This is a genomic window from Arthrobacter sp. H-02-3 (assembly GCF_003097355.1).
GTDB classification, from domain to species: domain Bacteria; phylum Actinomycetota; class Actinomycetes; order Actinomycetales; family Micrococcaceae; genus Arthrobacter; species Arthrobacter humicola.
The window spans coordinates 17,536-37,952 of record NZ_PYUI01000025.1; the positions used below are offsets into that span (position 1 = coordinate 17,536).

General features: G+C 68.3%; 17 protein-coding genes and 1 tRNA gene. 11 read left to right on the forward strand and 7 right to left on the reverse strand.

Going from position 1 to position 20,417, the window contains the following annotated elements; all coding sequences use genetic code 11:
- The first annotated feature begins 21 nt into the window (after positions 1-21).
- Positions 22-1,491, forward strand: a complete 1,470-nt coding sequence (locus C9424_RS18650) for an MFS transporter (protein WP_116768405.1) — start codon at positions 22-24, stop codon at positions 1,489-1,491.
- On the opposite strand, the gene C9424_RS18655 is transcribed toward C9424_RS18650, so the two are convergent.
- Complete coding sequence (locus C9424_RS18655) at positions 1,436-3,664, reverse strand: RecQ family ATP-dependent DNA helicase (protein ID WP_116768362.1); 2,229 nt, start codon at positions 3,662-3,664, stop codon at positions 1,436-1,438. The two genes, C9424_RS18650 and C9424_RS18655, sit on opposite strands and share 56 nt — an antisense overlap.
- Positions 3,665-3,808: 144 nt before the next feature.
- Between C9424_RS18655 and C9424_RS18660 the strand changes: the two genes are divergently transcribed.
- From C9424_RS18660 to C9424_RS18675, 4 genes are all read left to right on the forward strand, one after another.
- Positions 3,809-5,227, forward strand: a complete 1,419-nt coding sequence (locus C9424_RS18660; RefSeq protein WP_116768363.1) for a phosphomannomutase/phosphoglucomutase — start codon at positions 3,809-3,811, stop codon at positions 5,225-5,227.
- Positions 5,228-5,229: 2 nt separating this feature from the next.
- Entirely contained in the window at positions 5,230-5,715 is a 486-nt protein-coding gene (locus tag C9424_RS18665; RefSeq protein ID WP_116768364.1) for a hypothetical protein, read from the forward strand.
- 20 nt (positions 5,716-5,735) lie between these two features.
- Positions 5,736-6,185 (forward strand): RrF2 family transcriptional regulator, encoded by a 450-nt coding sequence (locus C9424_RS18670; protein ID WP_116768365.1) that lies wholly within the window; start codon positions 5,736-5,738, stop codon positions 6,183-6,185.
- A gap of 148 nt (positions 6,186-6,333) precedes the next feature.
- Positions 6,334-7,494, forward strand: a complete 1,161-nt coding sequence (locus C9424_RS18675; protein WP_116768366.1) for a globin domain-containing protein — start codon at positions 6,334-6,336, stop codon at positions 7,492-7,494.
- A gap of 132 nt (positions 7,495-7,626) precedes the next feature.
- Here the strand turns inward: C9424_RS18675 and C9424_RS18680 are convergent, their stop codons facing one another.
- Complete coding sequence (locus tag C9424_RS18680; protein WP_091255910.1) at positions 7,627-9,462, reverse strand: phosphoenolpyruvate carboxykinase (GTP); 1,836 nt, start codon at positions 9,460-9,462, stop codon at positions 7,627-7,629.
- A gap of 277 nt (positions 9,463-9,739) precedes the next feature.
- On the opposite strand from C9424_RS18680, the gene C9424_RS18685 reads away from it, so the two are divergent.
- Positions 9,740-9,813, forward strand: a tRNA-Arg gene (locus tag C9424_RS18685).
- A 177-nt stretch (positions 9,814-9,990) separates the two neighbouring features.
- Here C9424_RS18685 and C9424_RS18690 read toward each other — a convergent pair.
- A complete protein-coding gene (locus C9424_RS18690; protein WP_116768367.1) occupies positions 9,991-10,734 on the reverse strand; it encodes a FadR/GntR family transcriptional regulator in 744 nt (247 codons plus the stop codon).
- Positions 10,735-10,898: 164 nt separating this feature from the next.
- Between C9424_RS18690 and C9424_RS18695 the strand changes: the two genes are divergently transcribed.
- From C9424_RS18695 to C9424_RS18715, 5 genes are all read left to right on the forward strand, one after another.
- A complete protein-coding gene (locus C9424_RS18695; protein ID WP_116768368.1) occupies positions 10,899-12,410 on the forward strand; it encodes a dihydrolipoyl dehydrogenase family protein in 1,512 nt (503 codons plus the stop codon).
- Between the two features lie 104 nt (positions 12,411-12,514).
- Positions 12,515-13,198: an ABC transporter ATP-binding protein gene (locus tag C9424_RS18700; RefSeq protein ID WP_116768369.1), complete on the forward strand. Its 684-nt coding sequence runs from the start codon at positions 12,515-12,517 to the stop codon at positions 13,196-13,198.
- The gene (locus C9424_RS18705) at positions 13,195-15,267 is read left to right on the forward strand and encodes a YhgE/Pip family protein (RefSeq protein ID WP_116768370.1); all 2,073 of its coding nucleotides are present in this window, start codon (positions 13,195-13,197) and stop codon (positions 15,265-15,267) included. The genes C9424_RS18700 and C9424_RS18705 overlap by 4 nt, the downstream gene beginning before the upstream one ends.
- Positions 15,264-15,926 carry a TetR/AcrR family transcriptional regulator gene (locus C9424_RS18710; protein ID WP_116768371.1) on the forward strand — a complete coding sequence of 221 codons (663 nt, stop codon included), beginning with the start codon at positions 15,264-15,266 and terminating at the stop codon, positions 15,924-15,926. Before C9424_RS18705 ends, C9424_RS18710 begins: the two co-directional genes overlap by 4 nt.
- 17 nt (positions 15,927-15,943) lie before the next feature.
- Positions 15,944-16,603: a hypothetical protein gene (locus tag C9424_RS18715; RefSeq protein WP_161958253.1), complete on the forward strand. Its 660-nt coding sequence runs from the start codon at positions 15,944-15,946 to the stop codon at positions 16,601-16,603.
- A gap of 75 nt (positions 16,604-16,678) precedes the next feature.
- Here C9424_RS18715 and C9424_RS18720 read toward each other — a convergent pair whose 3' ends face one another.
- The 4 genes from C9424_RS18720 to C9424_RS18735 form a co-directional block, all read right to left on the reverse strand.
- Positions 16,679-17,236, reverse strand: coding sequence for a hypothetical protein (locus C9424_RS18720; protein ID WP_116768373.1), 558 nt, complete (start codon positions 17,234-17,236; stop codon positions 16,679-16,681).
- 139 nt (positions 17,237-17,375) lie between these two features.
- Positions 17,376-17,903, reverse strand: coding sequence for a SixA phosphatase family protein (locus C9424_RS18725; RefSeq protein WP_091255894.1), 528 nt, complete (start codon positions 17,901-17,903; stop codon positions 17,376-17,378).
- A gap of 100 nt (positions 17,904-18,003) precedes the next feature.
- The gene (locus C9424_RS18730; RefSeq protein ID WP_091255892.1) at positions 18,004-18,867 is read right to left on the reverse strand and encodes a winged helix-turn-helix domain-containing protein; all 864 of its coding nucleotides are present in this window, start codon (positions 18,865-18,867) and stop codon (positions 18,004-18,006) included.
- Between the two features lie 534 nt (positions 18,868-19,401).
- On the reverse strand, positions 19,402-20,310 hold the full coding sequence (locus tag C9424_RS18735) for a hypothetical protein (RefSeq protein ID WP_237563559.1): 909 nt from the start codon (positions 20,308-20,310) through the stop codon (positions 19,402-19,404).
- Positions 20,311-20,417 lie beyond the last annotated feature (107 nt).

Sequence of the window (20,417 nt, forward strand, 5' to 3'; positions counted from 1 at the left end):
CCCGACGGCGGACCCTTGAGCATGAAAGCCTCCTCACGCAGCACTGTTCCGGCCGAGGGCAGCTGGAGCCCGCGGCTGGCCCTCCTGGTGGCCGCAACGTTCTTCATGGAATTCCTCGACGGGACCGTCCTGACCACGGCCATTCCCAGCATCGCCGCCGATTTCTCGGTCGCCCCGGCCGACGTCAACATCACCATGACGGCCTACCTGATGACGGTCGCGATGGGCATCCCGCTCAGCAGCTGGCTCGCGGAGAGGATCGGGGCACGCCGAGTGTTCTGCCTGGCCATCGCAACCTTTACCGCCGCGTCATTGCTCTGCGCGCTGAGCCAGGACCTCACCATGCTGACCCTGAGCCGGGTCCTGCAGGGGGCCGGAGGCGCCATGATGGTCCCCGTGGGAACCCTCGTGGTGCTCCGCGGGACGCCGAAGAAGGACCTGCTGCGGGCGACCGCGTTCCTGGTGTGGCCCGGGCTGCTGGCCCCGGTCCTGGCCCCGCTCGTGGGCGGCGCCCTGACAACGTACCTGTCCTGGCATTGGATCTTTCTGGTCAACCTCCCCCTGGGCCTGGCGGCGTTCCTGGCCGCGCTGCGCCTGGTCCCGGCGGTCGCCGGCGACAGCACGCGGCGACTGGACTGGCTGGGGCTGGCATTGACCACGCTCGGGGTGGGCTCCCTGCTGGTGGGTCTGGAACTGACGGGCGGCCGGGACGCCGGACTCGCGGCGGCCGCGGGGATCGTGACGGGCCTGCTGTTCCTGACCGCCGCCGTGGCCTGGATGCGGAGGTCCAGCACGCCGCTGTTCAATCTGTCCGTCTTCGGCGCGCGGACGTTCCGCGCGACGGCCACGGGCGGCTTTGTGTACCGCCTGACCATCAGCGCCGTGCCGTTCCTGCTGCCGCTGATGTTCCAGGCCGGCTTCGGCTGGGACCCCCTGCACGCCGGGGCGATGGTGTCCGCTGTGTTCGTGGGCAACATCGGGATCAAGCCGGCCACGACGCCGCTCATCCGGCGGTTCGGCTTCAAGCCCGTCCTGGTGTTCGCATCGTTGGCCTCGGCGGTCACCTTTGCGCTGTGCGCGCTGCTCGACGCCGGCACGCCGGAGCCGCTGATCGTCGCGGTCCTCGTGGCCAGCGGAGCCTTCCGCTCCATCGGCTTCTCGGCCTACGCGTCCGTCCAGTACGCCGACGTCGTCCCGGCCCAGTTGCCGTCCGCGAACGCCGTCTCCGCCACGCTCGTGCAGCTCGCGACCGCGGCAGGGATTGCCGTCGGGGCGCTGCTGCTGCGGGTATTCGAGTCAAGCAGCCATGCCCTCGCCGGCCCCGCGACCGGTGACCCGGCGGCGCCGTACCGGGCGGCGTTCGTGGCCATCGCCGTCCTGATGCTCCTGAGCACGCTGGACAGTCTGGCGCTCCCCCGCCATGCGGGCGCCGCGGTCAGCCGGCCTGGCCCAGCACCAGCGGCAAAACGGCGCCGGCGCCCGCAAGCCTGAGGGCGCGCCCGGAGACGGTCAGGGTCCAGCGGCTGTCCACGAGGTCGTCGATGAGCATCACGCTCTGGCCGCGGATTCCGGCCAGGGCTTCCTCCAGCTCGGGCCCCACCACCAGGCGGTCCCAGACGGCGGCGAGCCGGTAGGCACTGTTGCCGCCACGGCCGCCGGTGGGTCCGCCGTGGTGGAGCTGCAGCTGGCCAAGATACGGGATGCGGCCGATCTCGGAGATCCCGCGGGCCAGGGAGTCCACCAGCACGGGCTTGCCGCGGGACGGCAGGCTGATGATCGCGGCCGGCCGGCCGGCACCGCTCCAGCCTGGGGCCCGCGAGTCTCCGGTGCCCCATTCCCTGAGCACCTGGACGCAGGCCTGCAGCATGCCGGGGTCCACGGGCCGGTCGGGCGCACCGGCGGCGAAGGCCTCACGCAGGGCACCGCCCCAGCCGAGGTCCGTCAGGCGTGCCAGGACCCGGCCGTCCGCGAGGGCCTCGTCCGGCTTGATCTTGCCCTTGACGGGCACCCCCAGTCGGTCCATGCCGGTGGGCCACTGCAGCCGCGGCTCCAGGACAACGCCGGCACGGCGGAGTGTCTGCCCGGCAGCCTCCGTGGCGGCTTCGGCGATATCGGCCGGGAACCAGCGGCCCGCGCAGTTGTCGCAGCGGCCGCAGGCGCGCGCCGTTTCGTCGTCCAGCACCGAGGTGATGTATTCCATCCGGCAGCCGGCGGTGTCCTGGTAAATGACCATCGAGTCCTGCTCATCCACCCGGGCCTCGGCGATCCGGCCGTACCGTTCGGCGTCGTAGCTCCAGGGCTGTCCCGTGGAGCGCCAGCCGCCTCCCACGCGTTCGACGGCGCCGTCCACAGCCAGCACCTTCAGCAGCAGCTCCAACGGGGTCCGGCGCAGGTCCACCCGGGCCTCGAGGGCCACAGTGGACACTGCCGTGCCGGCCTCGGCAAGGGCCGTCAGGACGGCGGCAGCTTTGTCCTCGGACGGCATGGACGCGGTGGCAAAGTACTGCCAGATGTCGCGGTCCTCCGAGCCTGGCAGGAGCAGGACGTCGGCGTTCGCCGCGCCACGCCCGGCGCGGCCCACCTGCTGGTAGTACGCCACGGGAGAGGACGGCGCGCCAAGGTGCACCACGAAGCCGAGGTCCGGCTTGTCGAAACCCATGCCGAGGGCGGAGGTGGCCACCAGCGCCTTGACCTGGTTGTCCTTGAGGAGCTGCTCGGCGCGTTCCCGGTCCGCGGGGTCGGTGCGTCCGGTATAGGCAAGCACCTCATGCCCGGCTTCGGCCAGGAGCCGGGCGGTGTCCTCGGCGGCGGACACCGTGAGCGTGTAGATGATGCCGCTGCCCTGCAGGTCCTGCAGGTGGGTCAGTAGCCAGCCCAGCCGCTCGCGGGAATCCGGCAGGGTCAGGACGCCCAGCCGGAGCGATTCCCGGCCGAGGGCGCCGCGGATGGTCAGGACGTCCTTGCCGAGCTGCTCTTCGATGTCATGGACCACCCGGGAATTGGCCGTGGCGGTGGTGGCGAGCACCGGGACAGTCTCCGGCAGTTGAGTGATGAGGTCCGCGATGCGCCGGTAGTCGGGGCGGAAGTCGTGGCCCCAGTCCGAGATGCAGTGGGCCTCGTCAATCACCAGCAGCCCGGTCCGGCGGACGAGTTCGGGAAGCTGGTTTTCCCGGAAGGACGGGTTGGTGAGGCGCTCGGGCGAAACCAGCAGGACGTCCACTTCATCGGCGGCAAGCTGCTCGCGCACGGTGTCCCACTCCAGCTGGTTCGCGGAGTTGATGGCGACCGCCCGAACCCCGGCCCGGGCCGCGGCGGCCACCTGGTCCCGCATGAGAGCCAGGAGCGGGGACACTATCAGGGTGGGTCCCGCACCACGGCGGCGCAGCAGCAGCGAGGCGACAAAGTACACGGCCGATTTTCCCCAGCCGGTGCGCTGCACCACCAGGGCGCGCCGGCCGCCGTCGACCAGTGCCTCAATGGCCTCGAACTGGCCGTCATGGAACTGCGCCTCGGGGTGCCCCACGAGCTCCCGCAGCACAGCCTGGGCCTGTTCCCGGGTCGGGGAGACAGCGGCGCCGGAGACAGCGGCCCCGGAAATTGAGGTGGCGGAATCTACGGTGGCGGAATCTGCTGGGCTGGAAAGGACGTTCTGGTTACTGGCCATTGATTCAGTATCCCAGCCCCCTCCGACACCGCCACAGCGAGCACCCCGCTATGTGGACAACCCACGCATTGGACACCGCGGCGGACAACACCGGCGCGGCCACGTCAGCCCGCAGCGTCAGAGCCGCAACGTAAGATAAGACCCGTGACTACGGACAAGACAAAGACTTTTGACCTCTCGGCCTCGTTCAAGGCTTATGACGTGCGCGGAATCGTGGGCCAATCCATCACCGCGGAAATCGTCGAAGCCGTCGGTGCGGCCTTCGTCGACGTCCTGGAGCTCACGGGGCAGACCGTGCTCGTGGGCGGGGACATGCGCCCCTCCTCCCCCGAGTTCGCCAAGGCCTTTGCCAACGGCGCCGCCACCCGCGGCGCCAACGTCCAGTTGCTGGACCTGATCTCCACCGACGAGCTCTACTACGCGTGCGGCGCCCTCAACGCCGCCGGCGCCACATTCACCGCCAGCCACAACCCGGCCGAGTACAACGGCATCAAGATGGCCAAGGCCGGCGCGGTGCCGATCTCCTCCGAAACCGGGCTCAAGGAAATCCAGGCCCGCGCCGAGGAATACCTCAACGCCGGCACCATCCCGGCCGCCGGCACCCGCGGCCTGGTGGGCGTGCATGATGTCCTCAAGGGGTACGCGGAGTACCTGCGCAGCCTCGTGGACCTGCGCGGCTCGCGGCCGCTGAAGGTCGTCGTCGACGCCGGCAACGGCATGGCCGGCCTCACCACGCCGGCCTTGCTGGGTGATGCGCTGCTGCCCAAGCTTCCCCTGGAGATCGTGCCGCTGTACTTCGAGCTCGACGGCTCGTTCCCGAACCACCCGGCCAACCCGCTGGAGCCGGAAAACCTGCGCGACCTGCAGGCCGCCGTCGTCGAGCACGGCGCGGACATCGGCCTGGCGTTCGACGGCGACGCCGACCGCTGCTTCGTGATCGACGAAAACGGCGAGCCCGTCTCGCCGTCGGCCATCACCGGCATGGTGGCCCGCCGCGAAATCGCCCGCGCCCAGGCCCTCGGCGAGGACATGCCGACCGTCATCCACAACCTGCTGACCTCCCGCGCGGTTCCGGAACTCGTCGAACGCCACGGCGGCCGCGCCGTCCGCACCCGCGTGGGGCACTCCTTCATCAAGGCCGTCATGGCCGCGGAAGGAGCCATCTTCGGCGGGGAGCACTCGGCCCACTTCTACTTCCGCGACTTCTGGAATGCGGACACCGGCATGCTGGCGGCCATGCACGTCCTGGCCGCCCTGGGCGAACAGGACGGCCCGCTCTCCGAACTCGGCCGCGAATACGAACCGTACCGGTCCTCCGGCGAGATCAACTCGGAAATCGAGGACAAGGCCGGCGCGGTCGAGCGCGTCCGCGAGGACTTCCTTGACGAAGACGTCGAGGTCGACTACCTCGACGGCAGCACCTTCATTGCCACCGACGGCAGCTACTGGTTCAACCTGCGCCCGTCCAACACCGAGCCGTTCCTGCGCCTCAACGTCGAAGCCACGGACACCGCCACCATGGAGCGGGTCCGCGACCGCGTCCTGGCGCTGGTCCGGGGCTAGCAGTGGCCGCGCATCCCGAAGAAACCCCGGACGCCGGCTCCTGGCGCGAGTCCGTGCCGGAAGCCAGCGCCACGGACCTAGAAAACCTGCTCGGTACCGGCGTCGGGGCCGCGCAGGAGCAGCTGGAGCGTAACGGCGGCTTCCTGCCGTTCGCGCTCGTAGTGCAGAACGACGGCGAAGTCCGGCTGGTTGCCGTGACCCCCGCGGACGCGGACGACGGATCCGACGCGGACTTCGACGCGGACACCATGATCCGGGACCTCCACGAGCTGCTCCGCCAGCACCGGGACGAGTTCCGGGCCGCCGCGGTGGTCTGTGACATCACGCTGATCGAGGAGGACTCGGACGCCATTCACGTGGCCGCCGAACACCAGGACGGATCGCTGTTCGCCGCGGTCCTGCCCTACGCCCCGAACCCCGGGACCCGCGAGCTCGAATTCGGCCAGCTCTCCGCCGATACCAACGAACCCGCCGTGTGGGTGGACTAGACCGGCCGTAAGCTGGGGATATGAAGATCAACGCCTTCGCTGATGTGAGCCTGCGCGCCATGATGGTGCTCGCGGCCGCTCCCGACGGCGGGCTCCTGACGACCCAGAACATCGCCGACGCCGTCGGCACGCCCTACAACCACGTCAGCAAGGCGATGGCGAAGCTGCGCGAACTGGGCCTGATCGACGTCGAACGCGGCCGCAACGGCGGATCCCGGCTCAGCAGCGCCGGCCGCGCCGCGACGGTGGGCCAGCTGCTGCGGAAACTCGACACCCGCCAGGACCCGGCCGATTGCGTCGCCGCGGGCGGCACCTGCCCGCTCATCACCGAATGCCATCTCCGGGCCGCGCTTGCCCGGGCCCGCGAGGCCTTCTATCGCGAACTCGACGGGATCGTCATCGCCTCGCTGCCGACCTCCCGGCAAATGACGCCGGTCTTCCAAATGATCGGGCTGCGTCCCGGCCTCTAGTCCCGGACTCTAGCCACGGCCCCGCCCACCCGATTTGCATCACTCTTCTACGCCATGTAGAACTGAGGTGTAAATACTCGCATTTCAAATATTAGTATTCACATCGCGGTCCGGTTGAAGACCCCGGGCCACTAACTCAGGAGTCAGCATGCTCTCGGACAAGTCCTTCCCGGTCATCGAGGCCACCCTGCCGCTGGTCGGTTCCCGCATCGGCGAGATCACCCCCAAGTTCTACGCCCGGCTCTTCGCCGCGCATCCGGAACTGCTGGACGGGCTCTTCAGCCGCTCCAACCAGCGCAACGGCAACCAGCAGCAGGCCCTGGCCGGAAGCATCGCCGCTTTCGCCACCCACCTGGTGAACAACCCCGGCACCCTGCCCGAGACCGTCCTGTCCCGCATCGCGCACCGCCACGCCTCCCTGGGCATCACCGAACCGCAGTACCAGGTGGTCTACGAGCACCTCTTCGCCGCCATCGCCGAGGACCTCGCCGAGGTCATCACCCCGGAAATCGCCGAGGCCTGGACCGAGGTCTACTGGCTCATGGCGGACGCGCTGATCAAGCTCGAGAAAGGCCTCTACGCCGCCCAGGCGAACGGCGAGATGTGGACCCCCTGGAAGGTTGCCGCCAAGACTGCCGCCGGCACCGGCTCCATGACCTTCACCCTGGAACCGGCCGACGACACCCCCATCACCGCGGCCCTCCCCGGCCAGTACGTCAGCGTCAAAGTCACCCTGCCGGACGGGCTCCGTCAGGTCCGCCAGTACTCCCTCTCCGGCGACGCCGGCACCAGCCGCAGCTTCACCACGAAGCTCGACGACGGCGGCGAGGTCTCCCCCGTGCTGCACAACACCGTGGAGGTCGGCGACGTCATCGAAATCTCCAACCCCTACGGCGAAATCACACTCAAGGAGGGCGACGGCCCCGTGGTCCTGGCCTCGGCCGGCATCGGCTGCACCCCCACGGCGTCCATCCTGCGCTCCCTCGCCGAGTCCGGTTCGGACCGCCAGGTCCTGGTCCTGCACGCGGAAAGCACCCTGGACAGCTGGGCGCTGCGCTCCCAGATGACTGACGACGTCGAACGCCTCGACGGCGCCGACCTCCAGCTCTGGCTCGAGCACCCGGAAGCCGGGGCCAAGACCGGCTTCATGTCCCTGCGCGAAGTGGACCTGCCCGCCAACGCGTCCCTGTACCTGTGCGGCCCGCTGCCGTTCATGAAGAACATCCGCAACGAGGCCATCAACGCCGGCATCCCGGCCACGAAGATCCACTACGAGGTCTTCGGCCCGGACATCTGGCTCGCCAGCTAGACACTCATCGATTGCTCCGTAACTGCCCTTCTGAGGGGTCAAAAGGGCCGCTGCGGAGCAATCGATGAGAGCGCGACGGCGGCCCCGCACCTTTCGCAAGGTGCGGGGCCGCCGTTCGTTGACCGGTACTTGTTACTGCTGGGCTGCCATGCGAGCCTTCAGGCCTTCCAGCTCGGTACGCAGGGCCTCGGGCAGGGAGTCGCCGAACTTGGCGTACCACTCTTCAATCGAGGCCAGCTCGGTGGCCCACTCCTGCGGGTCGACGCGGACGGCGTCTTCAACGTGGGCGTGGGTCAGGTCCAGGCCGGTAAGGTCCAGCGCGTGGCCGGCCGGCACGAACCCGATGGGCGTCTCGACGGCGTCGGCCTTGCCCTCGATGCGCTCGATGGCCCACTTGAGGACACGCGCGTTGTCGCCGAACCCGGGCCACGCGAAGTCACCGTCGGCCGTGCGGCGGAACCAGTTGACCAGGAAGATCTTGGGCAGCCGTGCCGGGTTGGCCTTGGACGAAACGCTGATCCAGTGCTTCAGGTAGTCGCCGGCGTCGTAGCCGATGAAGGGCAGCATGGCCATGGGATCCCGGCGGAGCACGCCCACCTGGCCCGCGGCCGCGGCCGTGGTCTCGGAGGACAGGGTGGAGCCCATGAAGATGCCGTTGGTCCAGCTGCGGGCCTCGGTCACCAGGGGAACCGTGGTCTTGCGGCGGCCGCCGAAGAGGATGGCGGAAAGCTCCACGCCGTCGGGGCTGTAGTACTCCTCGGCCAGCATGTCGATCTGGGAGATCGGGGTGCAGAAGCGCGAGTTCGGGTGGGCCGCGGGCTTGTCCGAATCAGGCGTCCAGGAGTTGCCCTGCCAGTCGGTCAGGTGCGCCGGGACCTCGTCGGTCATACCTTCCCACCACACCCCGCCGTCGTCCGTGAGGGCCACGTTGGTGAAGATGCTGTGGCCCTTGGCGATGGCGCGCATGGCGTTCGGGTTGGTGCCCCAGCCGGTGCCGGGGGCGACGCCGAACAGGCCCGCCTCCGGGTTGGTGGCGCGCAGTTCGCCTTCCTTGCCGATCCGCATCCAGGTGATGTCGTCGCCGAGGGTCTCGACTTCCCAGCCCTCGATGGTCGGATCCAGCAGGGCGAGGTTGGTCTTGCCGCAGGCGGAGGGGAAGGCGGCGGAGACGTAGTAGTTCTTCTTTTCCGGCGAGGTCAGCTTGAGGATGAGCATGTGCTCGGCCAGCCAGCCTTCGTCACGGGCCATTACCGAGGCGATGCGCAGGGCGTAGCACTTCTTGCCGAGCAGGGCGTTGCCACCGTAGCCGGAGCCGAAGGACCAGATGGAGCGCTCCTCCGGGAAGTGCACGATCCACTTGTCCGGGTTGCAGGGCCATGCGACGTCGGCCTGCCCCGGGGCCAGCGGTGCGCCCAGGGAGTGCAGTGCGGGGACGAAGAACGCGTTCGTGGCGGTGATCTTGTCCAGGACCTCGGTGCCGATGGTCGCCATGATGCGCATGGAGGCGACAACGTAGGCGCTGTCCGTGATCTCCACGCCGAACTTGGGGTCCTCTGCGTCCAGGTGGCCCATCACGAACGGGATGACGTACATGGTGCGGCCGCGCATGGAGCCGGCGAACAGGCCGCGCAGCTTCTCCTTCATCTCCGCCGGTGCCATCCAGTTGTTGGTGAACCCTGCATCGCGCTTGTTCTCGGAGCAGATGAAGGTCTGCTCTTCGACGCGTGCCACGTCGGCCGGGTCGGAGAAGGCCGCGAATGACTTGGGGAACAGGTTCTCGTTCAGCCGGGTCAGGGTGCCCGCGGCAACGAGCTCATCGGTCAGCCGGGTGTTTTCCTCTTCCGAGCCGTCAACCCAGTAGATCCGGTCCGGCTGAGTCAGTTCAGCCACCTCTTCAACCCATGCCAGCAGACCGGCATGTGTGGTGGGTGCCTTTTCAAGCAACGGCAGTCGCGCCAGATCTCCCATTACGGTTCCCTTCCTCGGGTTCAGTGGTGTGTCCTAAATGCTAGGGCTCGCCACGGTGCCGATTTTGGGCTCGGACATGGGATGACCAGGGCTGCGCGAATCAAAACCCGCGGAAATCCAAGGAATTTACCGGTGAACAGTAGCACTTTTTGTGACTAAGGTCACGTAGACCGGTCTAGTTGCCCAAATTACACCCGTTTCGATTTGTAACTGGGCCCGGGCTCGCGTAAAGTAATTCGAGGTTCGGGGAGCGAGAAGTTCTCCAAGAGCCGAGAATGCGCCCATAGCTCAGCTGGATAGAGCGTCTGTCTACGGAACAGAAGGTCAGGGGTTCGAATCCCTTTGGGCGCACAGAAGAAGAAGATCCGCCCCGGTTCGCCGGGGCGGATCTTCTGTTTTAAGCCTCGGCCCGCAGTCCGCTAACCGTCGATTGCTCCGTAACTGCCCTTCTGACGGGTCAAAAGGGGCGGCTACGGAGCAATCGATGCGGGTCGACGCCGGTTGACGGCGAATCAGCTGGCCAGGCCGTCAGGCCGTTGTCTGGGCGATGATGCTGCGGATTCCATCGAAATGGCTGTTGAGCCGCTCGGCAGCGAGGACTTTGTCCGCTGAGGCAACAGCCTCGTAGATCTCCCTGTGCAGCGCGGCGGTTTCGTGGAGGTCCACCGCATACAGGCTGCCGACCTCAAGGTGGATCCGGCGGTAGACCTTCCAGAAAACATCCATGAGACTGATCAGGAGCTCGTTGTTCAGCGGTTCGAACAGCCGGCGGTGGAACTCCGCGTCGGCTTCGATGAAGGGCTCCCCGGCAGCGGCCGAGGCTTCCATGCGCTCCACCGATTCCTCCACTGTGGCCAGCTGTTCGGGCGTGATCTTGTCCATCGCGGCACCGACCAAGCCGGATTCGAGCGCCTGCCGGACATCGACGAGCTGCATCGCCTCTTCGCCGTGGTGGCGCAGCGACAACCGCGCACGGAAAGTGAGGCCGTCGGTCAGTGCCTCGAAATTGCTCGGGGCCACGAACATGCCGAAGCCGTGCCGGATCTCAATGACTCCCACCGCCTGGAGCGCCTTCAGCGATTCCCGGAGCGTATTGCGGCCGACGCCGAGAGCGGCGGTGAGCTCACTCTCCGTGGGCAGCGGGTCCCCGGCGACAAGATCGCGTTCGAGGATCAGCTCCAGGATGTCCGCCTGAAGCGCCCGGAGCCGGGCCTGCGCACTGAACCTCGCCATCGGTATGGTCTTGCCTGCTGTGATATTTCCTGCGGCCATGGCCGCCTCCTCCCCCAAGTATGGTCCCAACAGTATCGATGGTCCCCGGTCCTGCAAAGGGCTTTTCCCGGCACATTACGCCGGGCCCCGGCCGCGGCGGTGCACGAAGCGCCTGCCCCAGCACCCGCCCCGAGCGCGTCACGGCCCCGGCGTAGGCTGGTGCCATGACGTTACGGCTCGAGCGGGAATTCGATGTCATTGTGATCGGCGCGGGCGCGGTCGGGGAAAATGTGGCGGACCGCGTGGTCCGCGGCGGCCTGACGGCGGTCCTGATCGAGGCTGAACTGGTGGGCGGCGAGTGTTCCTACTGGGCGTGCATGCCGTCTAAGGCGCTTCTGCGGCCGGGCACCGCGCTGCACGGCGCGCAGACCGTCCCCGGCGCCCTGGAGGCCGTCACCCGAACCCTCGATGTGGCCGCCGTCCTTAATCGCCGGGACTACTTCACCTCGAACTGGCAGGACGACGGCCAGGTCAAATGGGTGGAAGACACCGGGATAGATCTGATCCGCGGCCACGGCTGGATCACCGCCCCGCGGCAGGTGGAGGTGGCCGGGCTGGACGGCAACAGCTACGCGCTCACGGCCCGGCACGCTGTGGTGGTTGCGACGGGGTCCACGCCCAACCAGCCCCCGGTCGAGGGACTCCAGGACATCGAATACTGGACCACGAGGGAGGCGACGTCCGCCCGCGAAGTTCCCGAGCGGCTCGCCGTGCTCGGCGGCGGGGTGGCCGGCGTCGAACTGGCCCAGGCCTACGCCCGCCTTGGCGCGGCCGTGACGCTCGTTGCCCGCGGCGCCCTCCTGGGCGCCTTCCCGGAGCCGGCCGCCGAACTGGTCGCTGCCGGACTGCGCGCCGACGGCGTCGACCTCCGCCTCCATACGGGTACACGCAGCGTCAGTGAGAACGACGACGGTTCCCTCACGCTCGTGCTCGACGGCGGGTCCGGGGGCGGTACCGGCGCCAGTGCAGGGGCAGCCGCGGGCGCGGGCGCGAGCCTCACGGCCGACAAACTGCTGGTCGCCACCGGCCGGCACCCTGCCCTCGAGGGGATCGGCCTGGACAGCGTCGGGATTTCCGCGCCGGAGGGCGGCCCGCTGCGGCTCACCACCGATTCCACCGGCCTAGTCCACCGCGCCGCAGAAAACGAGGTGTCCGGCAGCCCGTGGCTGTACGCGGCAGGCGACGCCGCCGGACGGGCCATGCTGACGCACCAGGGCAAATACGGCGCCCGGGCCACCGGAGACGCCATTGCCGCCCGTGCCAAGGGTGAGCTCACCGGCGAGCCGGCACCGTGGACCGGCTTTGCCCAGACGGCCTATGACCACGCGGTGCCCAACGTGGTGTTCACCGACCCGGAACTGGCGAACGTCGGCCGGACCAAGGCGCAGGCCGGGAAGGACGGCTTCCGGGCCTCCACCGTGGAGCTTCCCATCCAGGTTTCCGGTTCCTCCCTGCACGCCGAAAACTACGAAGGGTGGGCGCAGCTGGTCATCGATGAAGACCGCAAGGTGCTGCTGGGCGCCACGTTCGCCGGCCCGGATGTTGCCGAACTCCTGCACGCGGCCACCATCGCGATCGTGGGGGAAGTGCCGCTGGACCGACTGTGGCATGCCGTGCCCTCCTATCCGACGATCAGCGAGGTCTGGCTCCGCCTGCTGGAGGCCTACGGCCTCTGAACCTGCCGGCGCGTCTCGTTCATCACATCACCGACTTCTTATTTGAACTGACTGGTCAGTTTAGTTAGCCTTGGAGCAGACACCGTTTCTGCGAAAGGCACGCTTTGCTCTGCGTACAACAACTCTCCGTGACCGGCCGGCGGGATGACCTGCTGCCGCCGACCTCGCTGGAGGCCGCGCGCGGTGAGCTCCTGCTCGTCGAGGGCCCCCGTCAGGACCAGAGGACGGCCCTCGCCCTGGCCTTGACCGGACGCATGAGGCCCTCGTCGGGGAACATCGGCTGGGACGGCAGCGGCCGGATCAAGGCGCTCCGACAGGCCAGCAACGTGGTCGATTCCCCCGGCGTCAACGAGCCCGAGCAGCACCTGAGCGTCCGCGACCTCGTCACGGAGGACCTGTCCCTGATCCCGCGCCGCCACCGCGGTGCCCTGCGCAGCACCCCCTGGCTGAAGCTCAACAACTTCGAGGACATCGCCGGGCTCTGGACCGAGCAGCTGCCGGCCGGCCGGCGCGTCGAACTGCTCACGGCGCTCGCCCTCGCCGATCCGGACACGGGCCTGCTCGTGATGGACTCGCCCGACCGGCACAGCGGCGACGCCTCCGACTGGCTGCCGCGTCTGATGGAACTGGCGCACGACGCCGGGCGGCCGCTCGCCGTCGTCGCTACCGTCACCCGCATTCCGGACGGCTGGACCGGGCCCGCCGCCGTGATCGGCAACGCGGTCCCCGAGCCCGACGAAACCCGCCCCACTGAAACCCTTCTACCCGAAACCGAGGACGCAAAGTGACTGTGCTGCGGCTGGCCCGCTCCGAGCTCAAACGAATGACCGGCGGTCTGCTGCCCAAGCTGACCATCCTGGCCCTGGCCCTGGTCCCGCTGCTCTACGGCGCCGTGTACCTTTACGCGAACTGGGATCCGTACGGCAAGCTGAACCAGATCGATGCGGCCCTGGTGGTCGAGGACTCCGGCGCCGCGTCCGCCCACGGCACCCGGCTCGAGGCCGGCCGGAAGGTGGCCGAGAGCCTTGTGGACGGCCACGTCTTCAACTGGAAGTCGGTCGCCAGCACCGAGGAAGCCGACCAGGGCGTCAGCGACGGCACCTACGCGTTCGCCCTGAAGATCCCGAAGGACTTTTCCGCTAACCTGGCCTCGCCCGGCAGCTTCGACGCCGCCAACCAGGCCATGCTCAATGTCACCACCAACGACGCCAACAACTACCTCCTGAGCACCATCGTGGACAAACTCACCACGGCCGTGCACACGACGGTCGCCAAGGAGGTGGGAGAGGAGACCGCCAACCAGCTCCTGACCGGGTTCGGCACCATCCACACGCAGATGCTCAAGGCCTCCGACGGCGCAGGCCAGCTGGCCGACGGCGTCGCCCGGCTCCACGACGGCACGGTGACCCTGCACCAGGGCACCGGCGAGCTCAAGAGCGGCGCCACCGAGCTCTACAACGGCGAGGTCAAACTCCGGGACGGCGCCACGTCGCTGAGCGCCGGGGCGGCCCAGCTCAGCGGCGGCCTCACCCAGCTCAAAGACAAGACGGCAGCCCTGCCCGCCAACGCGCAGCAGCTGGCTGACGGCGCCGCCCAGGTGGCTGCCGGCAACGCCGCACTCAATACCGCGATGCAGGGCATCCCCGGCCAGCTCGCCGCCGCCAACCAGGCCGCGCAACAAGCCGCCGCGCAGGGCCAGCGGAGCCGGGTGGTGGCATCCACAGGCCACCTGGTCGCCGCCGGAGTCCTCACCCAGGCGCAGGCCGACGCGGTCGTGGCCGACGTCGACGCCACCCCCGCGCCGGCCGCGCCCTCGCCGGCTGCTGCCGCTTCCGCCGCGAAACTGCAGACTGCCGCCACCCAGGTCCAGAAACTCGCCGACGGTTCCGCCGCCGTCAGCGCCGGCGCCTCGCAGCTGGCCGGTGCGGCGCCCGCCCTCAGCGACGCCGTCACCAAGGCCTCCGCCGGGGCGGACCAGCTCGCCAGCGGTTCCGCCACCCTCGCCGCCGGCCAGCAGAATGCCGTGGACGGCGCCGGCAAGCTCGTGCAGGGAGCCCAGAAACTCGACGACGGCGCCGCCCAGCTGGAGACCGGCGCGGCCACTGCTTCCGACGGCGCGGGAACCCTCGCCGGGGAACTCGCCCAGGGCGCGGGCAAGGTTCCCAACCCGGACGACGCACAGAAGGACAGCCTCTCCAAGGTCATGGCCGACCCCGTCGCGGTCAGCAATGTCTCGCAGGCCAAGGCCGGGTCCTACGGCGCCGGGCTGGCGCCGTTCTTCCTTACGCTGGCCCTGTGGATCGGCGTCTTCATGCTGGTCCAGGCCATGCGCCCGGTCACCCAGCGCGCGCTGGCCTCCAACGCGCCCGCCTGGAAGATCGCTGCGGGCGGCTGGCTTCCGTTCCTGGCGGTGTCCGCCGTCCAGGCAAGCCTGCTGACCCTCGTGGTGGACGTGGGGCTCGGATTGGACCCCGCCCATCCGGTACTGATGTGGTTCCTCATGCTGGCGGCCGCGATGGCGTTTAGCGCCATCATCCAGGGCGTCGTGGCGCTGCTGGGCTCGCCCGGCAAGCTCGTGGTGCTCATCCTGCTGGTGCTGCAGCTGGTGTCCTCCGGCGGCACGTTCCCTTGGCAGACCACGCCGGAGCCCTTGCACGTCGTGCACCAGATCCTGCCCATGGGCTACGTCGTCAGCGGCATGCGGCACCTGATTTACGGAGCCGACCTCGCGATCATCCTGCCCACCATGCTCGGTCTGGTTGGCTACACTTTGCTGGGACTGGCCATGTCAACCGCGGCCGTCCGCAAGAACAAGTACTGGACCCTCAAGACGCTGAAACCGGAGATCGCCGTATGACCAACAGCCCACGCGGCGGCAGCACGGCGGGCCCCGGGGATCCGGAGAAGAAGCTCCGTCCCGGCCGCACCAACGCCACAAAGCAGAAGCTGTTCGAAGCGTCCATGGAACTGATCGGCGAACGGGGTGCGGCGGGCGTGACCGTCGACGAGATCGCAACGGCCGCCGGGGTGTCCAAGGGCACGGTGTATTATAACTTCGGCAGCAAATCGGACCTTATTGCCCAGCTGCTGCGCCACGGTGTGGACATCCTCATGGCGCGGCTCCTGAGCGTCCGGGACGACTCCGCCGATCCCCTCGCCGCCATGGAGGAGATGATCGGCCAGGCCATGGACTTCATGGCCGAGTACCCGTCCTTCGCCCGGCTCTGGGTCAGCGAGAACTGGCGGACCCCCAGCGAATGGCAGGACACCTTCGCCGAGCTCCGCGGACGCCTGCTCGCGGTGATCGGCTCTGCCATCGACGGAGTCGCCGCCGTCTATCCCGTGGACCCCCGAGTGTCCCGGGGAAGCCTCGAAACGGCCATCTTTGGCGCCTGTTTCGTGGTGGGACTGGACCGCCACGCCTACAACCCGGAGCGGACCCGCGAGCAGAGCGTGGCCGCAATTATGGCCTCCATGCGCGGCTACGTCGTGAAGCAGCCGCCCGCTCAGGCATGATTATTCACATGCGTCACATGGGTATCAGCGGGAAGATCGCCATCGGAGCGTTTCTCGCCGCCGGGGCCCTCCTGGTCCTGACCGGGATCACCCTGAACGAGACCGTGTTCGTGTGGTTCCTCGGTGCGTCTGCGGCGGCCTATGTGGCCTGCGTGGCCGAGGTCGTGATCCGGCGCCGGCACAAAACCCTCGTGGCGAGCGGGGCCGGCAGCATCCTCTTCATCGCGTTCGGAATCGCTTTCCTGCGCCAGTGGGGCCTCGCCTTCAACCCGGACCCCAATGCCCTGTCCACACGCGTCGATTCCGCGCACCCGGATTTGTATTTCTATCTGGCCGGCGCCGCCGGAGCCGTCACCTTGCTGCTGTTGTTCGCCGGCACCGCCCTGCCCGGCAGGAACCGCGGCCGGCGCGCCCCCGGCCAGCCCCCACGGCGCCGTCCGGCGCCGGTTTCACGGGGCGCGGGGGCCAGGACCGCAAGCCCGCGGCCGGCGGCGTCGCGCACGACGGCGCGGGGAACCACCGCACGTCCGGCGGCTGCGCGGCCGGCCGCCAAGTCTGCGGCAAAGGCACCCGCGAGGGTCCCCTCCGTCAAATCACCGGTCCGGTCACCCGCAGCAAAAACACCCGCCAAGCCACCCAGTGCGAAAACGCCCGCCCGGAATTCCGCCCGCCGATAATCACGCCGCCGCGGCCAGCGCAGGATTCCGGCCTTGGAATTCCGGGCGCGGGAATTTGGGTTCCTGATTCCGGGCTCAGAGGTTTCGCGGCCTGTCGTCCGACGGGTTGGTATCCGTGGTGTGGGTTTGGGCCGTGTCGGCTTGCGTCACGTCGTCCGGGTTGCGCTCTTCACCGGAAACGCGCGCGCCGGAAACCGGCTCGCCGGCCCCTGGTTCACCGGAGACCGGCCCACCGGTGGCCGGCTCGGACCGCAGACTCCGCCGGGTGGGGGTCTCGACTGCCGCATCGTCGTGCTCGGACGTGACGACGTCGGGGTCCAGTTCGTCGGCCTTGCGCAGTTGCTCCTGCGCGCCGGAGCGGACTTTTTCGGCTTCTTCCTGGCGGCTGCGGGCTTCCTGCCGCAAGCGTTCGGCCTCAAGCTCGGCCTGCTGCGCGTCCGCCTCGGCCCGCGTCGCCTTGGCCTCGCGTTCCCGCGCCGTGAGCTCGTCGGCTTTGGCCTGTTCACGCATTTCAGCAGCGCGATTCCGGTCCGCGGCGACTTTGCGCCTGCGGCTGACCATGACTGCGACCGCGACAATCGCCAGCACCACAACGATGCCGATGATAATTCCTATGAGCTGCCCTGAATCCACGTTGATCCACCTTTTCTCTGAGGTTGCCTTACCTGCCCCAAAACCATTGGAAAAACCACATCAGCAAACAGGAACAGTAAACCGCAGAATGCAGCCGGTAGCTATGGAATCCGGAATCATCGCCCGGGCAGCCGGGCGGTTATTTTGCGCGCGGAACCTTGAAATGGGTGAGCCGCGCGTCCTGCCCGTCCAGTTCGGCCCACGACTTCTCCGTTTCCAGCACGGTCAGCCCGCTGGTCGGATATCGGGTGGCCGCGTCCATGTACGCATCGTGATCGGAATCCCGGGACGCCAGGTGCATGGCAAGGTCCTGGACACCGGGCATGTGCGAAATCACCATGAGCGTGTTCACGGTATCCGGAACGTGGTTGATCACCGCCAGCATTCGCGAGGCGGACGCGGCGTACAGGCCGTCCTCAAGCTTCGGCGTCGGCGCTTTGTCACCGAGCGCGTGGCACACCCAGGTGCAGGTCTGGCGGGTCCGGAGCGCGCTGGAGCAGAGGATGAAGTCGGGGACCACGTCGTGCTTGAGCAGCCACTTTCCGGCGACGGGAGCATCCCTGTGGCCGCGTTCTTCGAGCGGCCGTTCGTGATCGGCCACCCCGCCGGGCCAGTCGGACTTGGCGTGCCTCATGATCACCAGCCGTTTGATGTGATGCGCGCTCATGCCCCAATCCTAATGCGGCAGGCGCCGAGGGATCGTGCCGCGAAAGCGAAAGCGCCCGTCCCCGCAGTAGGAGGAACGGACGCTTTGCGTGAAGCCAAGGCTAGATCGAGTATTCCGGAGCGGCCCAGACGACGACCTCGGGGTGCTCGTAGAAGCGGTAGCCCTGGCCGCGGACGGTGCGGACCGTGTTGGCCAGGCGTCCGAGCTTGGAACGCAGGCGGCGGATGTGGACGTCGATGGTCCGCTCGTTGGGGACCTCTTCGGCGTTCCGCCACAGGCCTTCGAGGAGCTCGTCGCGGCCTACGGTGCGGGTGCCGTTCTCCACAAGGTAGTTCAGGAGCTCGAATTCCTTGAACGTCAGGTTCAGGGATTCGCCGTCGAGGTGCACCTCCCGGCGGGCCAGATCGATCAGCACACCGGACGGCCGCGGATCCTGCGGCTGCTGCAGGCGGGCGGTCTCGGTACGCTGGCGGGCAGCGGCGGTGGGGTCTCCGAACGTCGAACGGACGACGTCGAGGGCGGAACCCGGGGCGCTGGCCGGCGCGACGGCGACGGCGGCGTAGCTTTCGGCGCCGGCAACAAGGGACTGGGCGTAGGCCCGGATCTCCTGGGCAAGCTTGGCGATCGAGGTGCCGGCGGCGGCCGCAGTTTCCTCGTCGATCCCCATGTACAGCACGAAGCCGCGGGCGACGTTGTCACTGGGAGCAGGACGGACCGCGCTGCCGGCACCCGGAGCGATCACGGGAGTGGGCGCAGTGGCCGGGGCGGGCGGAACGGCGCGGAGCTGACCGTAGGAGTCAGGGTTGTAGCCCTGGGCTGCATATCCGGGGGCCGGGAAGGTGCCGGCCGAACCGGCGGGTGCGAATGCGGAGCGGCCACCAAAGCCCTGGCGGATCCCGGAGGTCTGGCCGGCCTTGCTGGCGTTACGGACGGAGATGTGGACGTATCCGGATGCAACTGACATGGAATGCTTACCTCAATGTGAATGGCCGTCATCGCGGCTCGAATGCTACTTTCCCCGCAATGAAAACTGGGGAGGGGCGCCCGACTCTGGGCTGGGGGGCGAATGCCTAGAAACTCTTGGGGTGTAAAAGTTAGGCGTGCATTCGACAACAGCGCATCTCGGTACCAGCGGGTGTGCTGACCCAGGAAGCTGCAGCTGCAGGTGCTGTTGAGTTCTTGTTCACAATTGAAGTGTGCAACGTAACAATGCGAACGTGCAAGTAACAATGGACCGCAGGTTCCACATAGTGAGACGAATTCCGCAAGTGTAGCGTAAATCACAATTTGGTCGGCGTAATAAAATAACAGGTGTTTTTTTGACTCGGCGGTCGGCAAGCGCTTCACTCCGAATTATGTTCGATGCGAGTCGCTGAACTGCGGAAATCGTTCACAGCAGGTCGAATCAGCAAAACCCGGCGTCCCCGCCGTCGCAGTCCACAGAGTGGGCGTGCTGCCGGGCCGGCCGGACCCGGCAACACTGGGCGCCCCAGCGGGGTCAGTTGGACTGACCGGTGGAGGTCGCCGCCACCACCATGACGGACCTTGCAGTGTAGCCGGAGCCATCTTTGGCCGCTACGATCCGCACCGTCCCGCCGGCGACGATGTCCGTCACGCTCAGCTGTGTGCCCGAGCCGCCGCCAGCCTGCTGGCGCCGCTGTTGCAGATTGCTCACCACCACGTCACTGCCCAGTGCATAGCTGCGGGTGAAGCCGTCGCTGCTCTTGACCGTGACGGAGGACGAAGTGACCGCGCTCACCGTCCCCATCTGCTCGGCCATGGTGACGTAGTCGCTTCCCTGCAGCACGACGTAATCGGCATGCACGGCTGAGTTAAGCCCGCCCATTCCACCGGCCGCGAAGTTGCCGGGACCACCCTGCCCGGACATTCCGCCGCCCGCGGCTCCGCCCTGTGCGGATCCCGGCATGCCCGGGGCGAAACCCTGGGCGCCGGGACCCAGGGCGCCGCCTACCCCGCCCGCCGTGCCAGCGGATGCCGCAGAACTTGAGGTAAGGGCGTAGACGCCCGCCCCGGCGCCGACCGCCAGGACTGCTGCCGCCCCGGCGACGGCGAGGCCCCGCTTGAGCGTCCAGGGCTTGGCCGCTGAGGCGTTTTTGGATCCGGTTCCGGGGGCACCCCACCCGGCAGCTGGAGGGGACGGCAGTTCCTGACCGGGCATGCCCCAGACCGGGGCCGACTCCGGAACGGTCGAATCAGCGGAGGGCGCGCCCCGGCCGAGGGTAGCGCCGTCGCCGCGCTGACCGGCCTGGCTCTGCGAGGCGTCGTACGGCGGGGCGTCGTGCTGCCAGGCCGCTTGAGGCCCGACTCCCTGAGGCGTCGTAACGGGCGCGGGTGCCGTGGGTTCAGGGACTGGGCCGGAACCGGCTCCGGGATGCTGACCGCTCATGGTGCTTCTCCTTCAGGATGCGGATCGATGTTCACTCCAGAGTGCTGAGCGATCCTGTGCCTGCGCTGTGCGGGCCGACAGCCGCGCCTGTGACCCTCCGGCGGACC

What these genes read in the sequence shown, in the direction of transcription:
- C9424_RS18725 (WP_091255894.1), bottom strand. Translation starts at nt 17,903, where the DNA reads ATGAGCGCGCATCACATCAAACGGCTGGTGATCATGAGGCACGCCAAG.
- C9424_RS18690 (WP_116768367.1), bottom strand. Translation starts at nt 10,734, where the DNA reads ATGGCCGCAGGAAATATCACAGCAGGCAAGACCATACCGATGGCGAGG.
- C9424_RS18650 (WP_116768405.1), top strand. Translation starts at nt 22, where the DNA reads ATGAAAGCCTCCTCACGCAGCACTGTTCCGGCCGAGGGCAGCTGGAGC.
- C9424_RS18710 (WP_116768371.1), top strand. Translation starts at nt 15,264, where the DNA reads ATGACCAACAGCCCACGCGGCGGCAGCACGGCGGGCCCCGGGGATCCG.
- C9424_RS18695 (WP_116768368.1), top strand. Translation starts at nt 10,899, where the DNA reads ATGACGTTACGGCTCGAGCGGGAATTCGATGTCATTGTGATCGGCGCG.
- C9424_RS18670 (WP_116768365.1), top strand. Translation starts at nt 5,736, where the DNA reads ATGAAGATCAACGCCTTCGCTGATGTGAGCCTGCGCGCCATGATGGTG.
- C9424_RS18655 (WP_116768362.1), bottom strand. Translation starts at nt 3,664, where the DNA reads ATGGCCAGTAACCAGAACGTCCTTTCCAGCCCAGCAGATTCCGCCACC.
- C9424_RS18680 (WP_091255910.1), bottom strand. Translation starts at nt 9,462, where the DNA reads ATGGGAGATCTGGCGCGACTGCCGTTGCTTGAAAAGGCACCCACCACA.
- C9424_RS18735 (WP_237563559.1), bottom strand. Translation starts at nt 20,310, where the DNA reads ATGAGCGGTCAGCATCCCGGAGCCGGTTCCGGCCCAGTCCCTGAACCC.
- C9424_RS18675 (WP_116768366.1), top strand. Translation starts at nt 6,334, where the DNA reads ATGCTCTCGGACAAGTCCTTCCCGGTCATCGAGGCCACCCTGCCGCTG.
- C9424_RS18730 (WP_091255892.1), bottom strand. Translation starts at nt 18,867, where the DNA reads ATGTCAGTTGCATCCGGATACGTCCACATCTCCGTCCGTAACGCCAGC.
- C9424_RS18715 (WP_161958253.1), top strand. Translation starts at nt 15,944, where the DNA reads ATGGGTATCAGCGGGAAGATCGCCATCGGAGCGTTTCTCGCCGCCGGG.